Origin of the sequence: Actinoplanes sp. NPDC048967 (genome assembly GCF_040649415.1) — a bacterium.
GTDB lineage: Bacteria > Actinomycetota > Actinomycetes > Mycobacteriales > Micromonosporaceae > Actinoplanes.
Window position 1 is genome coordinate 682,257 of the sequence record NZ_JBEZFL010000005.1, and the last position, 18,607, is coordinate 700,863.

At 67.9% G+C, this 18,607-nt stretch carries 16 protein-coding genes and 1 tRNA gene; all 17 read left to right on the plus strand.

The features are described 5' to 3' along the window. Nucleotides 1-7 precede the first annotated feature (7 nt). The 17 genes from AB0C12_RS24995 to fusA all read left to right on the plus strand — a co-directional run bounded on the left by AB0C12_RS24995 (nucleotide 8) and on the right by fusA (nucleotide 18,512). On the plus strand, nucleotides 8-454 hold the full coding sequence (locus tag AB0C12_RS24995) for a MaoC family dehydratase N-terminal domain-containing protein (RefSeq protein WP_360551777.1): 447 nt from the start codon (nucleotides 8-10) through the stop codon (nucleotides 452-454). A gap of 2 nt (nucleotides 455-456) precedes the next feature. Further along, nucleotides 457-852 carry a MaoC family dehydratase gene (locus AB0C12_RS25000; protein WP_360551779.1) on the plus strand — a complete coding sequence of 132 codons (396 nt, stop codon included), beginning with the start codon at nucleotides 457-459 and terminating at the stop codon, nucleotides 850-852. Between the two features lie 97 nt (nucleotides 853-949). Continuing rightward, nucleotides 950-1,022 (plus strand) — tRNA-Trp (locus tag AB0C12_RS25005). A gap of 126 nt (nucleotides 1,023-1,148) precedes the next feature. Then, a complete protein-coding gene (secE, locus tag AB0C12_RS25010; RefSeq protein WP_360551781.1) occupies nucleotides 1,149-1,511 on the plus strand; it encodes a preprotein translocase subunit SecE in 363 nt (120 codons plus the stop codon). 27 nt (nucleotides 1,512-1,538) lie between these two features. Further along, nucleotides 1,539-2,267, plus strand: coding sequence for a transcription termination/antitermination protein NusG (gene nusG, locus AB0C12_RS25015; protein WP_360551783.1), 729 nt, complete (start codon nucleotides 1,539-1,541; stop codon nucleotides 2,265-2,267). A gap of 70 nt (nucleotides 2,268-2,337) precedes the next feature. After that, nucleotides 2,338-3,054, plus strand: a complete 717-nt coding sequence (rplA, locus tag AB0C12_RS25020) for a 50S ribosomal protein L1 (RefSeq protein WP_360551785.1) — start codon at nucleotides 2,338-2,340, stop codon at nucleotides 3,052-3,054. 62 nt (nucleotides 3,055-3,116) lie between these two features. Then, on the plus strand, nucleotides 3,117-4,070 hold the full coding sequence (locus AB0C12_RS25025; RefSeq protein WP_360551787.1) for an ABC transporter ATP-binding protein: 954 nt from the start codon (nucleotides 3,117-3,119) through the stop codon (nucleotides 4,068-4,070). Then, on the plus strand, nucleotides 4,067-4,768 hold the full coding sequence (locus AB0C12_RS25030) for a hypothetical protein (protein WP_360551789.1): 702 nt from the start codon (nucleotides 4,067-4,069) through the stop codon (nucleotides 4,766-4,768). Before AB0C12_RS25025 ends, AB0C12_RS25030 begins: the two co-directional genes overlap by 4 nt. Before the next feature lie 273 nt (nucleotides 4,769-5,041). Further along, complete coding sequence (rplJ, locus tag AB0C12_RS25035; RefSeq protein ID WP_360551791.1) at nucleotides 5,042-5,587, plus strand: 50S ribosomal protein L10; 546 nt, start codon at nucleotides 5,042-5,044, stop codon at nucleotides 5,585-5,587. 57 nt (nucleotides 5,588-5,644) lie between these two features. Beyond that, entirely contained in the window at nucleotides 5,645-6,028 is a 384-nt protein-coding gene (gene rplL, locus AB0C12_RS25040) for a 50S ribosomal protein L7/L12 (protein WP_203776602.1), read from the plus strand. Nucleotides 6,029-6,640: 612 nt separating this feature from the next. After that, the gene (locus AB0C12_RS25045; protein WP_360551794.1) at nucleotides 6,641-10,081 is read left to right on the plus strand and encodes a DNA-directed RNA polymerase subunit beta; all 3,441 of its coding nucleotides are present in this window, start codon (nucleotides 6,641-6,643) and stop codon (nucleotides 10,079-10,081) included. A gap of 108 nt (nucleotides 10,082-10,189) precedes the next feature. Next, a complete protein-coding gene (locus tag AB0C12_RS25050) occupies nucleotides 10,190-14,080 on the plus strand; it encodes a DNA-directed RNA polymerase subunit beta' (RefSeq protein WP_360551796.1) in 3,891 nt (1,296 codons plus the stop codon). A 110-nt stretch (nucleotides 14,081-14,190) separates the two neighbouring features. Then, nucleotides 14,191-14,505 (plus strand): hypothetical protein, encoded by a 315-nt coding sequence (locus tag AB0C12_RS25055; protein WP_360551981.1) that lies wholly within the window; start codon nucleotides 14,191-14,193, stop codon nucleotides 14,503-14,505. Between the two features lie 89 nt (nucleotides 14,506-14,594). Next, the gene (locus AB0C12_RS25060; RefSeq protein WP_360551798.1) at nucleotides 14,595-15,089 is read left to right on the plus strand and encodes a hypothetical protein; all 495 of its coding nucleotides are present in this window, start codon (nucleotides 14,595-14,597) and stop codon (nucleotides 15,087-15,089) included. A gap of 389 nt (nucleotides 15,090-15,478) precedes the next feature. After that, nucleotides 15,479-15,853, plus strand: a complete 375-nt coding sequence (rpsL, locus tag AB0C12_RS25065; RefSeq protein ID WP_014440718.1) for a 30S ribosomal protein S12 — start codon at nucleotides 15,479-15,481, stop codon at nucleotides 15,851-15,853. A gap of 1 nt (nucleotide 15,854) precedes the next feature. Beyond that, entirely contained in the window at nucleotides 15,855-16,325 is a 471-nt protein-coding gene (gene rpsG, locus AB0C12_RS25070) for a 30S ribosomal protein S7 (protein ID WP_125812313.1), read from the plus strand. Between the two features lie 90 nt (nucleotides 16,326-16,415). After that, nucleotides 16,416-18,512, plus strand: a complete 2,097-nt coding sequence (gene fusA / locus AB0C12_RS25075) for an elongation factor G (protein WP_360551801.1) — start codon at nucleotides 16,416-16,418, stop codon at nucleotides 18,510-18,512. Nucleotides 18,513-18,607: the final 95 nt, after the last annotated feature.

The window sequence follows — 18,607 nt, forward strand, 5'->3', positions numbered from 1 at the left end:
TCGCCTCATGCCCCTCGACCAGTCCTTCGTCGGCCGCAGCTGGCCGGCCACCGCGCCCTATCTCGTGGGCCGCGAGAAGATCCGCGAGTTCGCCGCCGCGATCGGTGCCACCGACGCCGAGTATCACGACCCGGAGGCTGCTCGCGCGGCCGGCTATCCCGACGTGGTGGCCCCGCCCACCTTCCCGGTCGTGATCACCATGGCGGCCAGCCGGCAGATCGTCGCGGACCCGGCCCTCGGCCTGGACTACAGCCGGGTGGTGCACGGCGACCAGAAGTTCGCCTACACCCGCCCGGTGGTGGCCGGCGACTCCCTCGTCTGTGTGAACACGGTGGACGAGATCACCTCGCGGGGCGGTCACGACTTCCTGACCACCCGCACCGAGGTCACCACCGAGGCCGGCGAGCCGGTGGTCACGGTCTGGTCCAAGCTCGTCCAGCGCGGGGAGAACTGATCATGACGGACACGCTGCCCACCCAGACGTTCACGGTCACCCGGGCCGACCTGGTCCGCTACTGCGGTGCCTCCGGCGACTTCAACACGATCCACTGGAGCGACCGGATCGCCAAGAGTGTCGGCCTTCCCGGCGTCATCGCCCACGGGATGTACACGATGGCTCTCGCCGGCCGTGCGGTCACCGCCTGGGCCGGTGCGCCCGACGCAGTCGTCGAGTTCGGCGTGCGGTTCAGCCGGCCGGTGCCGGTGCCGGACACCGACGAGGGCACCGAAGTGGTGGTCAGCGGGGTGATCAAGGAGGTCACCGACGACGGGCTGACCAAGCTGGAACTGACCGCGACCTGCGGCGGCGAGAAGGTGCTGTCGCTCGCGAGGGCCACCATCCGCAAGAGGTAGGCCCGGGTTGGGAATCACGCGGACCTACCCGTACACTGGTCCGCCGTGGGGTAATGAACCCTGCCTTTCGCGCTGCGACGGGCAGGATGCCTCACAAAGGGGTGTAGCTCAATTGGCAGAGCAGCGGTCTCCAAAACCGCAGGCTGCAGGTTCAAGTCCTGTCACCCCTGCGCACCGATCGGCCCAGTAACCGGACCGGCCCCATGGCCGGTTCGCCCGGCGGCGGGCGGCCGGCTTGACCGACCGCCGCATACGGCGCCGATGCGACATCCCATCGACGACGGAAGAGGGCGGAAGTGGCCGAGAGGAAGCGACCCGGTGACGACGCTGCAGGCGACCGCCCCGAGGATGAGGCCTACACCGACAGCGACGTCCAGGACGACGCCATCGAGGCGGCCGACGAGTCCGAGAGCCGTGGCGGCGACAAGGCCGAGTCCGGCAGCGTGTCGACCAAGCGTGAGGGCCGGCGCGGTGGCAACCGCATCGGCGGTTTCTTCCGCGAGGTCGTCAGCGAGCTGCGTAAGGTCATCTGGCCGACCCGCAAGGAACTGCTGACCTACACGGGCGTCGTGATCGCCTTCGTCACCGTGATGACCACCATCGTGGCGCTCCTGGATTACGGGTTCGGCAAGGCCATCCTGGCGACGTTCGGCAACTGAAGCTGAGAGTTACGGAAGTGAGCAAGCGTGCCTGAGTACGACGACGAGACCGCCCTGGCCGCCGACGAGCAGTCCGCGGTCGCGACGGCGGACGATGCCGAGTCGGTCGAGGCCGCCAGCGAAGAGCCAGCCGCCGAGGTGGAAGCCCCGGAGGTGGACGAGAACTACGACCCGGTCGCCGAGCTGCGCCAGAAGCTGCGCTACGCCCCCGGCGACTGGTACGTGGTGCACTCGTACGCCGGTTACGAGAACAAGGTCAAGACCAACCTCGAGACCCGGATCACGAGCCTCGACATGGAGGAGTTCATCTTCCAGGTCGAGGTGCCGACCCGCGAAGAGGTCGAGGTCAAGAACGGCAAGCGCCTCCAGGTGCAGAACAAGGTCTTCCCCGGTTACATCCTGGTCCGGATGGATCTCACCCCCGAGTCGTACTCGTGCGTGCGCAACACGCCCGGGGTGACCGGCTTCGTGGGTGCGACCGACCGGGTGGACCGCCCGGCCCCGCTCTCGCTCGACGAGGTGCTCAAGTGGCTCGCCCCGGCCGTCGAGGCCGAGGAGAAGAAGGCCAAGCCTGAGGTCCGCGTGCTGGACTTCGAGGTCGGCGACTCGGTCACCGTCACGGACGGCGCCTTCGCGTCGCTGCCGGCCTCGATCAGTGAAATCAATGCCGACCAGCAGAAGTTGAAGGTACTGGTCTCCATCTTCGGTCGCGAGACGCCGGTGGAGCTCAACTTCAACCAGGTCGCCAAGATCTAGTTCACAGACGGAAGTCGTGGGAGGGGCGCGAACGGCGCGTCCCGCCATCTACCACAGGAGTAAGAGAGACATGCAGCGCAGCAAGGCGTACCGCAAGGCAGCTGAGCAGATCGACCTCAACGCGCTCTACGCGCCGGCCGAGGCTGTCAAGATCGCCAAGAACGCCAGCCCCACCAAGTTCGACGCCACGGTCGAGGTCGCGATGCGCCTCGGTGTGGACCCGCGCAAGGCCGACCAGATGGTCCGCGGCGTGGTCAACCTGCCGCACGGCACCGGCAAGACGGCCCGCGTGATCGTCTTCGCCCAGGGCGCCAAGGCCGAGGAGGCCGTCGCGGCCGGCGCCGACGAGGTCGGCACGGACGAGCTCGTCGCCCGCATCCAGGGCGGCTGGCTCGACTTCGACGCCGCGATCGCGACGCCGGACCAGATGGCCAAGATCGGCCGGATCGCCCGCATCCTCGGCCCCCGTGGCCTGATGCCGAACCCGAAGACCGGCACGGTCACCATGGACGTGACCAAGGCGGTCTCGGACATCAAGGGCGGCAAGATCACGTTCCGGGTGGACAAGCACTCGAACCTGCACCTGATCATCGGCAAGGCCTCGTTCTCCGAGGAGCAGCTGGTGGAGAACTACGGCGCGGTCCTCGACGAGGTCCTGCGGGCCAAACCGTCCGCGGCCAAGGGCAAGTACCTCAAGAAGGTCACCGTCAGCACCACCATGGGCCCCGGCGTGCCGGTCGACCCGAACGTCGTCAAGAACCTGCGCGGCGACAACGCCGACGCCTGACCTGTCCACAGGAAGCCCCCGGGGATCATCCCGGGGGCTTTCTTTGTGCCAAGCTGTCCGGCGTGCGATTCGACCAGGTCTGGTTCCGGTACGCACGCCGGGCCGAGTGGACCCTGCGGACGGTGGACGCCACTGTCGAGCCCGGCTCCACCGTGGTCGTGCTCGGCCGCAACGGCGCCGGCAAGTCGACGCTGCTCCAGCTCGCCGCCGGAGTGCTGCGCCCGGGCCGAGGCGCTGTGCGGGAGAGACCGCCGATCGTCGGCTGGGTGCCCGAGCGCTTCCCGGCCGACCAGCCCTTCACCGCCGGGCAATACCTGACGCGGATGGCGGCCCTGCGCGGGCTGCGCGGCACTGCCCGGGTCGAGCACTGGGTCGAGCGCCTCGGCCTCGCCGAGCACCGGCACACCCGGCTGGCCGACCTCTCCAAGGGCACGGCGCAGAAGGTCGGCCTGGCCCAGGCCCTGCTCGTCACCCCTGGCCTGCTGGTGCTGGACGAGCCGTGGGAGGGCCTCGACTCCGTCGCCCGCACGCTGATCCCGCTCATCGTCGGTGAGGTCACCGCGGCCGGGGGAGCGGTGCTGGTCAGCGACCACCGCGGCGAGATAGCCGGCCTGCCGGACGCAGTCCGCTGGACGGTGGCCGACGGCGCCGTCCACGTCGACGCGGCGCCTGACCCGGTCGGTGACCGCGAGGAGGTCGTGGTCGACGACGCCGTCCATCTCGACGTGGCGCCTGACCTGGCCGGTGACCGCGAGGAGGTCGTGGTCGACGGCGCCGTCCATCTCGACGTGGCGCCTGACCTGGCCGGTGACCGCGACGAGGTCGTGGCCGACCGTGCCGTCTACGTCGACGTGGCGGCCGACCGGGTCGGTGACCGCGACGAGGTCGTGGTCGAGGTCGCCGTCCGCCGGGCGAACGCCGACGACACGGTGGCCCGGCTGCGTGCCGACGGTCACCGTGTCCTGGGGATACGCCGAACCGGCCGCGCACCGGCAGACGGGGAGGCGCCCCGGTGACCGCCCTCGTCCGCATGCGCCTCACCGCCTTTGTGCGCGGTGGTCGTGCTCTCGCCCCGTTGATCGCCGCCCTGGCCCTGCTCGGCGTCATCCACGGGGGCGGCCCGTCACCGGCCGCCCCGGCCTACGGCTACTCCGCCGTGATGCTCTTCCCGATGCTGGCCTGGCAGGCCAAACTCGTGCTGGACACCGAGCCGGACGGCCAGCGGCGGTTGGCCCGCCTCGCCGTCGGCGCCCGCCGCGAGGCAGCAGCCGGGCTGCTGGCCGCAACCATCCTGGGCCTGGGGTTCTGCGTCGTGGCTCTGCTCGTGCCGTGGTGGCCGTTCCACGCCATCAGCTCCCCGGAGCCCGGTTCCGCCGAGCCGTCCCTGGCGGCCGGCATCGCGCTCGGCGTCCTGGCTCATCTGCTGGCAGTGCCCGCCGCCGTGGCGCTCGGTGCCCTGGCCAGCCGAGCCGTGACCCGGACGGTCCGTAACGGCCTCATCGTCCTGGTGACCGGTTCCGTGCTGGTGGTCGTGCTCGGCCTGAGCGGCTCGGTCGCCCCGTGGCTGGTGCCGCCGGTGATGGCGACGGCCCGTGCGCTGAGCGCCGACCACCTGCCCCCGGCGAGGACGTTCTGGCTGCTCGCCGGCTGGACGACGCTGTGGTGCGCGGTTGCCCTCGGCGGTTACGGGCGCCTGCGCCGCAGCCGCTCATGACGGTGATTTGGAGGTAGCGCTCGCGCTCGCGTACAGTTTGCCGAGAAGTTCCACCCATAGACCGCTGGTCGTCGCCCTTCCTGTCCTGGACGGAAGTGGCGGTCGAAGGTCCCGCAGCATTCGGGCGGCCCGCGCAGGGGAGAACGGTTCGTGATCATGTCGACGCGGCAACGTGTCCATGTCCCGCCCCGTGCGCCCTGCGCCGGGGCGTTTCTCGTGCTCGGGCCCGCTGAGAAGTTCCGGCCAGCGGCTGAGCACTGAGAGAGGAGGGACATGGCGGACAAGCCGGTCCGGGCCGACAAGGCCTCTGCCGTCGCCGAGCTCACGGAGAACTTCCGTAACTCCGCGGCCACCCTGCTGACCGAGTACCGCGGCCTCACGGTTTCCGAGATCACCGAGCTGCGGCGCTCGCTGGGCAACGACACCAAGTACTCCGTGTCGAAGAACACGCTCGCCAAGCGGGCGGCGACCGACGCGGGTATCGAGGGCCTCGACACGCTGTTCACCGGTCCTACCGCGCTCGCCTTCGTGGGCGGGGACCCGGTCGAGGCGGCCAAGGGCCTTCGTGCCTTCGCCAAGGCCCACCCCGTTCTGATCATCAAGGGCGGCGTCTTCGAGGGCAAGGCCGTCTCGGCCGAAGAGGTCAGCAAGATCGCCGACCTCGAGTCCCGTGAGGTGCTGCTGGCGAAGCTCGCCGGCGCCATGAAGGGCAACCTGACCAAGGCGGCGGCCACGTTCCAGGCCCCGCTCGCCCAGGTCGCCCGGCTGGCCGCGGCTCTGCAGGACAAGCGCGCACAGGACGGTTCCGCCGAGGCCTGATCAGGCCGCGCGGAAGTTCGACTTTCCATTCACAGAAACAACGAAAGGTTGCCAGACATGGCGAAGCTCAGCACCGACGAGCTGCTTGACGCGTTCAAGGAAATGACGCTGATCGAGCTGTCCGAGTTCGTGAAGCAGTTCGAAGAGGTCTTCGAGGTCACCGCGGCCGCGCCGGTCGCCGTCGCCGCCGCCGGTGGCGCTGCTGCCCCGGCCGAGGCCGAGGCTGAGAAGGACTCGTTCGACGTCGTCCTCGAGGGTGACGGCGGCAAGAAGATCCAGGTCATCAAGGTCGTGCGTGAGCTGACCGGCCTTGGCCTCAAGGAGGCCAAGGACGCCGTCGAGGCCGCCCCCAAGGCGATCCTCGAGGGTGTCAACAAGGAGAAGGCCGAGGCCGCCAAGGCCAAGCTCGAGGGCGAGGGCGCCAAGGTCACCCTCAAGTGACCTGAGCTCCACCGCTTCACCTCGGCGCAGGCGAGGACCCGCTAGGGTCCTCGCCTGCCCTGTTTCCGGACAATGAAATACCTGGTCAGAGGCGGTTTCGCCGGCCGTCGGATGGCTGACGGACAAATGTGGCCAGCCCCCGCTTTTCGTACGCTAAAGTCGCTATGCCACGTCCGGTGGACGATGGCGCGGGACCGACCCGTGGCGGAACCCTTGACTGTGTGTCCGCTGACAGGCACGCTGACATCAGCAAGTTTCCGCGCTTGCGACAGCCGTCCTGTGGGTACACCCGATCCAACCGGGTTCTCACAGACCGGCACCCGAGGGAGAGACGCCGCGTTCCGAGCGGCCCCGCACGAGGCACTGACCATGAAGGCGCAGGTCAGAGGCCGCGGGGACACCGTTCCGCAGGCCCCCTCCGGTGTGGGCTGGACAGCGGTTAGCCGAGCGGCTACACTGCTAGTTTGCGCTGCCTTCTGTCATGAGCCCTGCAGGAACATCGATCCGGATGATTTCCTGGGGGTTCATTGGAGTGCACGCACACAAGTGACGCAGACAGTTGCATCAGCAGCTCAGCCGCATCAGCAGCACCGGTCCTCGGAAGGACGCATCTTGGCAGCTTCCCGCCCTGCGAAGACCAGTCGTACGTCGAGCGCTTACGCTCCCCGCCGTATCTCGTTCGGCAGGATCGACGAGCAACTCGAAGTCCCCAACCTCCTCGCCCTCCAGACGGAGTCCTTCGACTGGTTGGTCGGGAACGAGGCTTGGCAGACGCGCTCTACGGACGATCCACATGCCCACTCGGGCCTCGCAGAGATCCTCGAAGAGATCAGTCCCATTGAGGACTTCTCCGGCACCATGTCGCTGTCCTTCTCAGCGCCGCGCTTCGACGAGGTCAAGGCCTCCATCGAAGAGTGCAAGGAGAAGGACCTGACCTACTGCGCACCGCTGTTCGTGACCGCGGAGTTCACCAACAACACCACTGGCGAGATCAAGAGCCAGACGGTGTTCATGGGTGACTTCCCGATGATGACCCCCAAGGGGACGTTCGTCATCAACGGCACCGAGCGCGTCGTGGTGAGTCAGCTCGTCCGCTCGCCGGGCGTGTACTTCACCAAGGAGCCGGACAAGACCTCCGACCGTGACCTCTCCAGCGTCAAGGTCATTCCGAGCCGGGGTGCCTGGCTCGAGTTCGACATCGACAAGCGCGACACCGTCGGTGTCCGCATCGACCGCAAGCGCCGGCAGGCCGTCACCGTCCTGCTGAAGGCGATCGGTTGGTCGGCGGACCAGATCCGGGAGCGGTTCGGCTGGTCCGAGCTGCTCATGACGACGCTCGAGAAGGACCACATCGGCGGGCAGGACGAGGCCCTGCTCGACATCTACCGCAAGCTCCGTCCCGGCGAGCCCCCGACGCGTGAGAACGCGCAGACCCTGCTCGATAACCTCTTCTTCAACCCGAAGAGGTACGACGTCGCCAAGGTCGGCCGGTACAAGTTCAACAAGAAGCTCGACATCGACGTCCCGATCGTCCGGGGCACGCTGACCGAGGAAGACATCGTCAAGACCGTGGACTACCTCTGCCGGCTGCACGCCGGTGAGGAGGGCTACGAGGCCGACGACATCGACCACTTCGGCAACCGGCGCCTGCGCACCGTGGGCGAGCTCATCCAGAACCAGGTCCGCGTGGGCCTGTCCCGGATGGAGCGCGTCGTCCGCGAGCGCATGACGACCCAGGACGTCGAGGCGATCACGCCGCAGACCCTGATCAACATCCGCCCCGTGGTGGCCGCGATCAAGGAGTTCTTCGGCACGTCGCAGCTGTCGCAGTTCATGGACCAGACCAACCCGCTGGCGGGCCTGACCCACCGGCGCCGGCTGAGCGCGCTCGGCCCCGGTGGTCTGTCCCGTGAGCGGGCGGGCTTCGAGGTCCGTGACGTGCACCCGTCCCACTATGGCCGGATGTGCCCGATCGAGACGCCGGAGGGCCCGAACATCGGCCTGATCGGTGCTCTCTCGACGTTCGCGCGGGTCAACCCGTTCGGATTCATCGAGACCCCGTACCGCAAGGTGGAGAACGGCCGGGTCACCGACCAGGTCGACTACCTCACCGCGGACGAGGAGGACCGCTTCGTCAAGGCGCAGGCCAACGCGACGCTGGCGTCCGACGGCACCTTCGCGCAGGATCGCGTTCTGGTCCGCCGTAAGGGCGGTGAGGTCGACTACGTGCCCGGCACCGAGGTCGACTACATGGACGTCTCGCCGCGGCAGATGACCTCGGTCGCGACGGCGATGATCCCGTTCCTCGAGCACGACGACGCCAACCGCGCCCTGATGGGTGCGAACATGCAGCGTCAGGCCGTTCCGCTGGTCAAGGCCGAGGCGCCGCTGGTCGGCACGGGCATGGAATACCGTGCCGCGGTCGACGCCGGCGACGTGGTCGTGGCCGAGGTCGGCGGTCTGGTCGAGGACCTGTGCGCCGACTACGTGACGGTGCACCAGGACGACGGCCACCGCCGGACCTACCTGCTGCACAAGTTCCGTCGCAGCAACGCCGGCTCCTGCGTCAACCAGAAGCCCGTCGTCTTCGAAGGCGACCGGGTCGAGGCCGGCCAGGTCATCGCCGACGGTCCGTGCACCGACGAAGGGGAGATGGCCCTCGGCCGGAACCTGCTCGTCGCGTTCATGTGCTGGGAAGGCCACAACTACGAGGACGCGATCATCCTGTCGCAGCGCCTCGTGCAGCAGGACGTCCTCACCTCGATCCACATCGAGGAGCACGAGGTCGACGCCCGCGACACCAAGCTCGGCCCGGAAGAGATCACCCGCGACATCCCCAACGTCAGCGAGGAAATGCTCGCCGACCTGGACGAGCGCGGCATCATCCGGATCGGTGCCGAGGTCGTGCCCGGCGACATCCTGGTCGGCAAGGTCACGCCCAAGGGCGAGACCGAGCTGACCCCGGAGGAGCGGCTGCTCCGCGCGATCTTCGGTGAGAAGGCCCGGGAGGTCCGGGACACCTCGCTGAAGGTGCCGCACGGCGAGACCGGCACGGTCATCGGTGTCCGCACGTTCTCGCGGGAGGACGGCGACGAGCTGCCCCCCGGCGTGAACGAGCTGGTCCGGGTCTACGTCGCCCAGAAGCGCAAGATCCAGGACGGTGACAAGCTCGCCGGCCGGCACGGCAACAAGGGCGTCATCTCCAAGATCCTGCCGATCGAGGACATGCCGTTCCTGGAGGACGGCACCCCGGTCGACATCGTGCTCAACCCGCTGGGTGTGCCCTCGCGCATGAACATCGGCCAGGTCCTGGAGACCCACCTCGGGTGGATCGCCAAGACGGGCTGGGAGGTCGAGGGCGAGGACGCCGACTGGAAGCGCCAGCTGCGCGCCATCGAGGCCCACGAGTCGCCGAAGGACAGCAACGTGGCGACCCCGGTCTTCGACGGTGCCCAGGAGGACGAGATCAAGGGCCTGCTGGAGTCGACCCTGCTCAACCGCGACGGTAAGCGGCTGGTCAACGGCGACGGCAAGGCGCAGCTCTTCGACGGTCGTTCCGGTGAACCGCTGCCGGACCCGATCTCGGTGGGCTACGTCTACATCCTGAAGCTCAACCACCTGGTCGACGACAAGATCCACGCGCGGTCCACCGGCCCGTACTCGATGATCACGCAGCAGCCGCTGGGTGGTAAGGCGCAGTTCGGTGGCCAGCGCTTCGGTGAGATGGAGTGCTGGGCGATGCAGGCCTACGGTGCGGCCTACGCACTGCAGGAACTGCTCACCATCAAGTCCGACGACGTACTCGGCCGCGTGAAGGTCTACGAGGCGATCGTCAAGGGCGAGAACATCCCGGAGCCGGGAATCCCCGAGTCCTTCAAGGTGCTTCTCAAGGAGCTCCAGTCGCTGTGCCTGAACGTCGAGGTGCTCTCCAGCGACGGTGTTGCCCTGGAGATGCGCGAGACGGACGACGAGGTCTTCCGGGCCGCGGAAGAACTCGGCATCGACCTGTCCCGGCGCCCGAACGAGGGCGTCAGCAGCGTCGAAGAGATCTGACGGAGAGCGTCCCCGGCGGTCCGGCCCACTGCAAGGTGAGCCGAGCGCCGGGGACGCCCCCGCCGGCCTGGAATTTATCCGAGCAACGAAACACGAGGGATAGTCCAAGTGCTCGACGTCAACTTCTTCGACGAGTTGCGTATCGGCCTTGCTACCGCTGACGACATCCGGCAGTGGTCTCACGGCGAGGTCAAGAAGCCCGAGACGATCAACTACCGCACGCTCAAGCCCGAGAAGGACGGACTCTTCTGCGAGAAGATCTTCGGTCCTCAGCGGGACTGGGAGTGCTACTGCGGCAAGTACAAGCGGGTCCGGTTCAAGGGCATCATCTGTGAGCGCTGCGGCGTCGAGGTGACCCGGTCCAAGGTCCGTCGTGAGCGCATGGGTCACATCGAGCTGGCCGCGTCGGTCACGCACATCTGGTACTTCAAGGGTGTGCCGAGCCGGCTGGGCTACCTGCTCGACCTGGCGCCCAAGGATCTCGAGAAGATCATCTACTTCGCCTCGTACGTGATCACGAGCGTGGACGCCGAAGCGCGTCACCGCGACATGTCCACGGTCGAGAACGAGATCTTCGCCGAGAAGCGGCAGTCCGAGAACAGCCGTGACTCCGAGATCGAGAAGCGCGCCGGCAAGCTCGAGCAGGACCTGGCCGAGCTGGAGGCCGAGGGGGCCAAGGCGGACGTGCGCCGCAAGGTCAAGGAGGCCGGCGAACGCGAGATGCGCCAGATCCGTGACAAGGCGCAGCGCGAGATCGACCGCCTGGACGAGGTGCTCGACACCTTCCGCAAGCTCGACAGCAAGCAGCTGGTCACCGACGAGCTGCTCTACCGCGAGCTGCGCGACCGCTTCGGTGAGTACTTCACCGGTGGCATGGGTGCCGAGGCGATCAAGGCGCTGCTGCAGAACATGGACCTCGACGCCGAGGCCGAGTCGCTGCGCGAGACCATTCGCAGCGGCAAGGGCCAGCGGAAGATCCGTGCGCTCAAGCGCCTCAAGGTCGTCGCGGCGTTCCTGAACACCCGCAACTCGCCGCTCGGCATGGTCCTGGACTGCGTCCCGGTCATCCCGCCGGACCTGCGCCCGATGGTGCAGCTCGACGGTGGCCGCTTCGCCACGTCCGACCTGAACGACCTCTACCGCCGTGTGATCAACCGGAACAACCGGCTCAAGCGGCTGATCGACCTCGGCGCCCCCGAGATCATCGTCAACAACGAGAAGCGGATGCTGCAGGAGGCCGTCGACGCACTGTTCGACAACGGCCGCCGCGGCCGGCCGGTCACCGGCCCGGGTAACCGTCCGCTGAAGTCGCTGTCCGACATGCTCAAGGGCAAGCAGGGCCGGTTCCGTCAGAACCTGCTCGGCAAGCGCGTCGACTACTCCGGCCGTTCCGTCATCGTCGTCGGCCCCCGGCTCAAGCTGCACCAGTGCGGCCTGCCGAAGCAGATGGCGCTGGAGCTGTTCAAGCCGTTCGTGATGAAGCGCCTGGTGGACCTCAACCACGCGCAGAACATCAAGTCGGCCAAGCGCATGGTCGAGCGGCAGCGCGCGGTCGTGTGGGACGTCCTGGAAGAGGTCATCAGCGAGCACCCGGTGCTGCTGAACCGCGCACCGACGCTGCACCGCCTGGGCATCCAGGCCTTCGAGCCGCAGCTGGTCGAGGGCAAGGCGATCCAGATCCACCCGCTCGTCTGTACGGCGTTCAACGCCGACTTCGACGGTGACCAGATGGCGGTGCACGTGCCGCTGTCGGCCGAGGCGCAGGCCGAGGCCCGGATCCTCATGCTGTCGTCGAACAACATCCTCAAGCCGGCCGACGGCAAGCCCGTCACCATGCCCACCCAGGACATGGTCATCGGGCTGTACTACCTGACGCACCTCACCAAGGGTGCGAAGGGTGAGGGCCGGACGTTCAGCTCGGACGCCGAGGCCCGGATGGCGTTCGACAACGGCGAGCTGCACCTGCAGGCGCTCGTGAAGATCCGCCTGCCCGAGGTGCTCGAGGTCGACAACGGCGCCGGCGCCCCCGCCTGGGAGCGTCCGGAGGGCTGGGAGTCGGGCGACAAGCTGACCGTGGAGACCACCCTGGGACGGGTGCTCTTCAACGAGACGCTGCCGCCGGGCTACCGCTACGTCAACTACGAGATCCGCAAGGGTCAGCTCTCCGCGATCGTCAACGACCTCGCCGAGCGCTTCCCCAAGGTCGCCCTGGCGGCGACCCTGGACGCGCTCAAGGAGGCCGGTTTCCACTGGGCCACCTGGTCCGGTGTGACGATCGGTATGGGCGACGTCGTCGCCCCGCCGCGCAAGCCGGAGATCATCGCCCGCTACCAGGGTGAGGCCGACCGCATCGACAAGCAGTACCAGCGTGGTCTGATGACCGCCGAGGAACGTCGCGGCGAGCTCATCGACATCTGGACCAACGCGACCAAGGACATCTCGAAGGAGATGGAGACGGCGCTGCCGCAGGAGAACCCGCTCTGGGTCATGATCAACTCCGGCGCTCGCGGTAACCTCCTCCAGCTCCGGCAGATCGCCGCGATCCGTGGTCTGGTGGCCAACCCCAAGGGCGAGATCATCCCGCGCCCGATCACCTCGTCGTACCGCGAGGGTCTGACCGTGCTGGAGTACTTCATCTCCACGCACGGTGCCCGTAAGGGTCTGGCCGACACCGCGCTGCGTACCGCCGACTCGGGTTACCTGACCCGGCGTCTGGTGGACGTCTCGCAGGACGTCATCATCCGCGAGGAGGACTGCGGCACCGACCGCGCGATCCCGATGCAGGTGGCGGACCGCGAGCCGGACGGCACCCTCGTGGTGCACACGCACGCCGAGACCGGCGTGCACGCCCGGACGCTGGCCGACGACATCGACGACGCCCAGGGCAACCGGGTGGTGTCGCGTGGCGACGACCTCAACTCGATCATGGTCGACAAGCTGGTCGCGGCCGGCGTGGAGACGGTCCGGGTGCGCAGCGTCCTGACCTGTGAGTCGAAGCTGGGTGTGTGTGCGGCCTGCTACGGCCGTTCGCTGCCGACCGGCAAGGCGGTCGACATCGGCGAGGCCGTCGGCATCATCGCGGCCCAGTCCATCGGTGAGCCCGGTACGCAGCTGACGATGCGTACCTTCCACACCGGTGGTGTCGCGGGTGAGGACATCACCCAGGGTCTGCCGCGTGTGCAGGAGATCTTCGAGGCCCGCGTGCCGAAGGGCAAGGCGCCCATCGCCGACACCCCCGGCCGCATCCGCATCGAGGACGGCGAGCGCTCGCGGAAGATCATCGTGATCCCGGACGACGGCAGCGAGGAGATCGTGTACGACAAGATCTCCAAGCGCGTCAAGCTGCGGGCCCACGACGGCGACCACGTGGCGGTCGGCGAGAAGCTCACCGAGGGCACCATCGATCCGCACGAGCTGCTGCGCATCATGGGTCCGCGGGCGGTCCAGGTCCACCTGACCAGTGAGGTCCAGGAGGTCTACCGCTCGCAGGGTGTGCTCATCCACGACAAGCACATCGAGATCATCATCCGCCAGATGCTCAAGCGGGTCACGGTCATCGATTCCGGCGCGACCGAGTTCCTGCCGGGCGTGCTGGTCGACCGGGCGCTCTTCGAGTCGGAGAACCGCCGGCTCGTGGGCGAGGGTGGCGAGCCCGCCGCCGGTCGCCCGGTGCTGATGGGTATCACCAAGGCCTCGCTGGCGACCGACTCCTGGCTCTCGGCGGCCTCCTTCCAGGAGACCACCCGGGTGCTCACCGACGCTGCGATCAACTCGCGCAGCGACTCGCTGGTGGGCCTCAAGGAGAACGTCATCATCGGCAAGCTCATCCCGGCCGGTACGGGCATCAGCAAGTACCGCAACATCCGGGTCGAGCCGACCGAGGAGGCCAAGGCGAAGGTGTACTCGATGACCGGGTACCCCGAGACCGACTACGGCTTCGGGCCGGCCAGCGGGCAGGCTGTGCCGCTGGACGACTTCGACTTCGGGTCTTACCGCTAAGGGTTTCCCACGGCAGCACGGGCGGTCGCGCATCATGCGCGGCCGCCCGTTCGTGTTCCTAAGATGGACGGGTGAGCTACCCCGCGACGACCGCACCCACCCGGCACCCGATGGATCCCGAACCGGCGCCGTCGACCAAGGCCCGGGCGGTCTTCGCGCTGGGGGTCGTGGCATTGCTGACCGGGGCACTGGTCGGCGGCGTGATTCCCGCCACGGTCGCCCTGGTCCTGGCCCGGCAGGTCCGGCGCCAGGCCTACGCCGCCGGCGGCTATCTCCTCGGGGGCGCCTGGGTCCGCCGCGGGGAGCGGCTGGCCTGGGCCGGAATCGTGCTGGCGCTGACCGCGCTGGTCGTCGCGTCGATCGCCGGCCTGCTGCACCTGGCCGGCCCGACCGGCGGCCAGGACTTCGACTCCAACACCGACTGAGCGCCCGGTAGCGGCCCCAGGGCTGCGCCGGACCACGTTCGGGTGACATGCTCGAAGATCCAGGGGTACGCGGCGAGAGGGACGGTCCGGTGACGCAGCAACCAGGTTCGTGGCCACCGGCCGGACAGCCGGTGTCGATGGCCGGCCCGCCTCCGCCGGTGCTGCTGCCCAAGCCGAGCGAGGCGTGGACCCCGGAACGCGTCGAGCCGGTCGCCGGCACCGAGTTCGCCCTGGTCCAGCTGCGGGTGGCGCCGATCACGTCCGGCCTGGCCACCGGCTCGCTCATCGCCGGCATCGGCGCCATCATGATCTCCACGCTGGTGCTCTGCTTCGGCCTGCTCGGTCAGTCCGAGGGCTGGGGTGCCGTGGTGGCGGGTGCGTTTGCGCTGCTGGGGGTGCTGGTCGGCGGGGGTGCGGTGGGTGTCGGGCTGGCCGCCCGGCGCCAGATCAAGCGTTCCGGGCAGGACGGCAAGGTCCGTTTCGTGGGCCGGGGCGTGGCCACCGCGGGGATCTCCTGCGGCGCCGCGGGACTGGGAATTGCGGCGCTGACTCTGCTGTTGGTAGTGGTGTTGCAGTTCTCGTGAGGCCTTGTGCAGCCGGATCCGATACCGAGGCGTCGTCACGCCGAGGCACCCGGTACACTTGTTAGCTGGAGATGTCCATCAGGGGAAACAGTTCTCGTTTTGACCTGTGTCCCTGTGGTGGGTACTCTTTCCCCTCGTGCCCGGGCTAGCCCGGGCAACTCGTGCGTGCGCCCGAGTCTGTAGTAACCGACGGGGCAGTGGCACGACAGGGTTACAGCCCTGACAAAGACAGAACATCCGCGGCGTGCGTCAAGCGCGCGGCGGGACCGTGAGCCGGACGACACGCCCGACCGCGGGTGCCGGGGATCCAAACGGGATCTCTCGGTGCACAAGGCAGAACGAAGACGGTGCGGCCGCTGAAGGGCGGCCGAAGGGAGCGGAGAAACCCGGTGCCCACGATCCAGCAGCTGGTCCGAAAGGGCCGCCAGGCGAAGACGAGCAAGACCAAGACGCCGGCGCTGAAGGGAAGCCCTCAGCGGCGCGGCGTGTGCACGCGCGTGTACACCACTACCCCCAAGAAGCCGAACTCTGCGCTGCGCAAGGTCGCTCGTGTGAAGCTCAGCAGCCAGATCGAGGTGACGGCGTACATCCCGGGCGTCGGCCACAACCTGCAGGAGCACTCGATCGTGCTCGTGCGTGGCGGTCGTGTGAAGGACCTCCCGGGCGTCCGCTACAAGATCGTCCGCGGTTCGCTGGACACCCAGGGTGTCCGCAACCGCAAGCAGGCCCGCAGCCGTTACGGCGCGAAGAAGGAGAAGAGCTGACATGCCCCGTAAAGGCCCAGCGCCGAAACACCCGCTGGTTGCGGACCCGGTCTACAACTCGCCGCTGGTCACCCAGCTGGTGAACAAGATCCTGGTCGGCGGCAAGCGTCAGCTCGCCGAGCGCATCGTCTACGGCGCCCTCGAGGGCTGCCGTGAGAAGAGCGGCACCGACCCCGTGGTCACCCTCAAGCGGGCCATGGACAACGTCAAGCCGACCCTCGAGGTCCGCAGCCGCCGCGTCGGTGGCGCGACCTACCAGGTGCCGGTCGAGGTGCGCACCCCGCGCCAGACCACCCTCGGTCTGCGCTGGCTGGTCCAGTACTCCAAGGCCCGCCGTGAGAAGACCATGATCGAGCGGCTGCAGAACGAGCTGCTCGACGCCAGCAACGGCCTCGGCGCAGCTGTGAAGCGGCGCGAGGACACCCACAAGATGGCGGAGTCCAACAAGGCCTTCGCGCACTACCGCTGGTAAGACCCGCTGCCGGCCCGGTTCCCGCCGGGCCGTCGCAGTTCAGTCGTACCGGTCCTGCAGAGACGACGACGAAGAAAAGTAGGGATTGAAGTGGCTGCCGCAGACGCGCTCGCCAAGGTACGCAACATCGGCATCATGGCGCACATCGACGCTGGTAAGACCACGACGACCGAGCGGATCCTGTTCTACACCGGTATCACGTACAAGATCGGTGAAGTCCACGAGGGCGCGGCCGTCATGGACTGGATGGAACAGGAACAGGAACGCGGCATCACCATCACCTCCGCCGCCACGAAGTGCGAGTGGAAGGGCTACACGATCCAGATCATCGACACGCCCGGCCACGTCGACTTCACGGTCGAGGTCGAGCGGTCGCTGCGGGTGCTCGACGGTGCCGTCGCGGTCTACGACGGTGTCGCCGGCGTGGAGCCGCAGACGGAGAACGTCTGGCGGCAGGCGGACAAGTACCACGTCCCGCGGATGTGCTTCGTCAACAAGCTCGACCGGACCGGCGCCGACTTCTTCCGCTGCGTGCAGATGATGATCGACCGGCTCAACGCCACCCCGCTCGTTCTGCAGATCCCGATCGGGCTCGAGAGCGAGCACATCGGCGTCGTCGACCTGATCACGATGAAGGCCTTCACCTGGCGCGGGGAGACCCAGAAGGGTGAGGACTACGCGATCGAGGAGATCCCGGCCGACCTGGTCGACTCCGCCAACGAGTGGCGCGAAAAGCTGATCGAGACGCTCGCCGACGTGGACGACTCCGTCATGGAGAAGTACCTCGAGGGCGAAGAGGTCTCCCAGGACGAGATCAAGGCCGCCATCCGGCGCGCCACGATCGCCAGCAAGGCGAACCCGGTGCTCTGCGGTTCGGCGTTCAAGAACAAGGGCGTTCAGCCCATGCTCGACGCCGTCGTGGACTTCCTGCCGTCGCCGCTGGACGTCCCGGCCATCGACGGCACCGCGACCGACGGCGAGACGCCGATCGTCCGCAAGCCGTCGAACGACGAGCCGTTCTCCGGTCTGGCGTTCAAGATCCAGACGGACAAGCACCTCGGCAAGCTGACGTACGTCCGGGTCTACTCCGGCACGCTCGAGTCCGGTTCCCAGGTGGTCAACTCCACCAAGGACCGCAAGGAGCGGATCGGCAAGATCTACCAGATGCACGCCAACAAGCGCGAAGAGCGTCCGACGGCGTGGGCCGGCGACATCATCGCCGTGCAGGGGCTCAAGCAGACCACCACGGGCGACACGCTCAGCGACCCGGCGCACCCGGTCATCCTGGAGTCGATGACGTTCCCGGAGCCGGTCATCCAGGTCGCCATCGAGCCGAAGACCAAGTCCGACCAGGAGAAGCTGGGTGTCGCCATCCAGCGCCTGGCCGAGGAGGACCCGACCTTCCGCGTCTTCAACGACGAGGAGACCGGGCAGACCGTCATCGCCGGCATGGGCGAGCTGCACCTCGACATCCTCGTGGACCGCATGCGTCGCGAGTTCAACGTCGAGGCGAACATCGGTAAGCCGCAGGTGGCGTACCGCGAGACGATCCGCGGCACCGTGGAGAAGCTCACGTACGTGCACAAGAAGCAGACCGGTGGCTCGGGCCAGTACGCGAAGGTCGTCGTCACCGTCGAGCCCCTGCCGCTCGCGGCGGACGGCCCGACGTACGAGTTCGTCAACGCGGTGTCCGGTGGCCGTATCCCCAAGGAGTACATCCCTTCGGTGGACGCGGGCGCGCAGGACTCGCTGCAGTACGGCGTCCTCGCCGGCTACCCGATGGTCGGCGTCAAGCTGACCCTGGTGGACGGTCAGTTCCACGAGGTCGACTCGTCGGAAATGGCATTCAAGATCGCCGGCTCGATCGTGATGAAGGAGGCGGCCCGCAAGGCCGACCCCGCGCTCCTCGAGCCGATGATGTCCGTTGAGGTCACCACCCCTGAGGACAACATGGGTGACGTCATCGGTGACCTCAACTCCCGCCGCGGCATCATCCAGTCGATGGAGGAGCGCTCCGGCGCTCGCGTCATCAAGGCTCTGGTGCCGCTCTCGGAGATGTTCGGCTACGTCGGCGACCTCCGGTCGAAGACCCAGGGCCGGGCGAGCTACAGCATGCAGTTCGACTCCTACGCCGAGGTTCCTCAGAGCGTGGCGAAGGAGATCATCGCCAAGGCCACGGGCGCGTAAGCTCCCAGCCTGATGAGGCACGTGCGGTCCGTCGAGGACCGCACGTGCACGAGCAGTCGACAGAGTCCTGATCGCCTTATCGGCGTGCCGGACGA

What these genes read in the sequence shown, in the direction of transcription:
- AB0C12_RS24995 (WP_360551777.1), top strand. Translation starts at nt 8, where the DNA reads ATGCCCCTCGACCAGTCCTTCGTCGGCCGCAGCTGGCCGGCCACCGCG.
- rpsG (WP_125812313.1), top strand. Translation starts at nt 15,855, where the DNA reads ATGCCCCGTAAAGGCCCAGCGCCGAAACACCCGCTGGTTGCGGACCCG.
- AB0C12_RS25000 (WP_360551779.1), top strand. Translation starts at nt 457, where the DNA reads ATGACGGACACGCTGCCCACCCAGACGTTCACGGTCACCCGGGCCGAC.
- rplA (WP_360551785.1), top strand. Translation starts at nt 2,338, where the DNA reads ATGCAGCGCAGCAAGGCGTACCGCAAGGCAGCTGAGCAGATCGACCTC.
- AB0C12_RS25055 (WP_360551981.1), top strand. Translation starts at nt 14,191, where the DNA reads ATGGATCCCGAACCGGCGCCGTCGACCAAGGCCCGGGCGGTCTTCGCG.
- rplJ (WP_360551791.1), top strand. Translation starts at nt 5,042, where the DNA reads ATGGCGGACAAGCCGGTCCGGGCCGACAAGGCCTCTGCCGTCGCCGAG.
- rplL (WP_203776602.1), top strand. Translation starts at nt 5,645, where the DNA reads ATGGCGAAGCTCAGCACCGACGAGCTGCTTGACGCGTTCAAGGAAATG.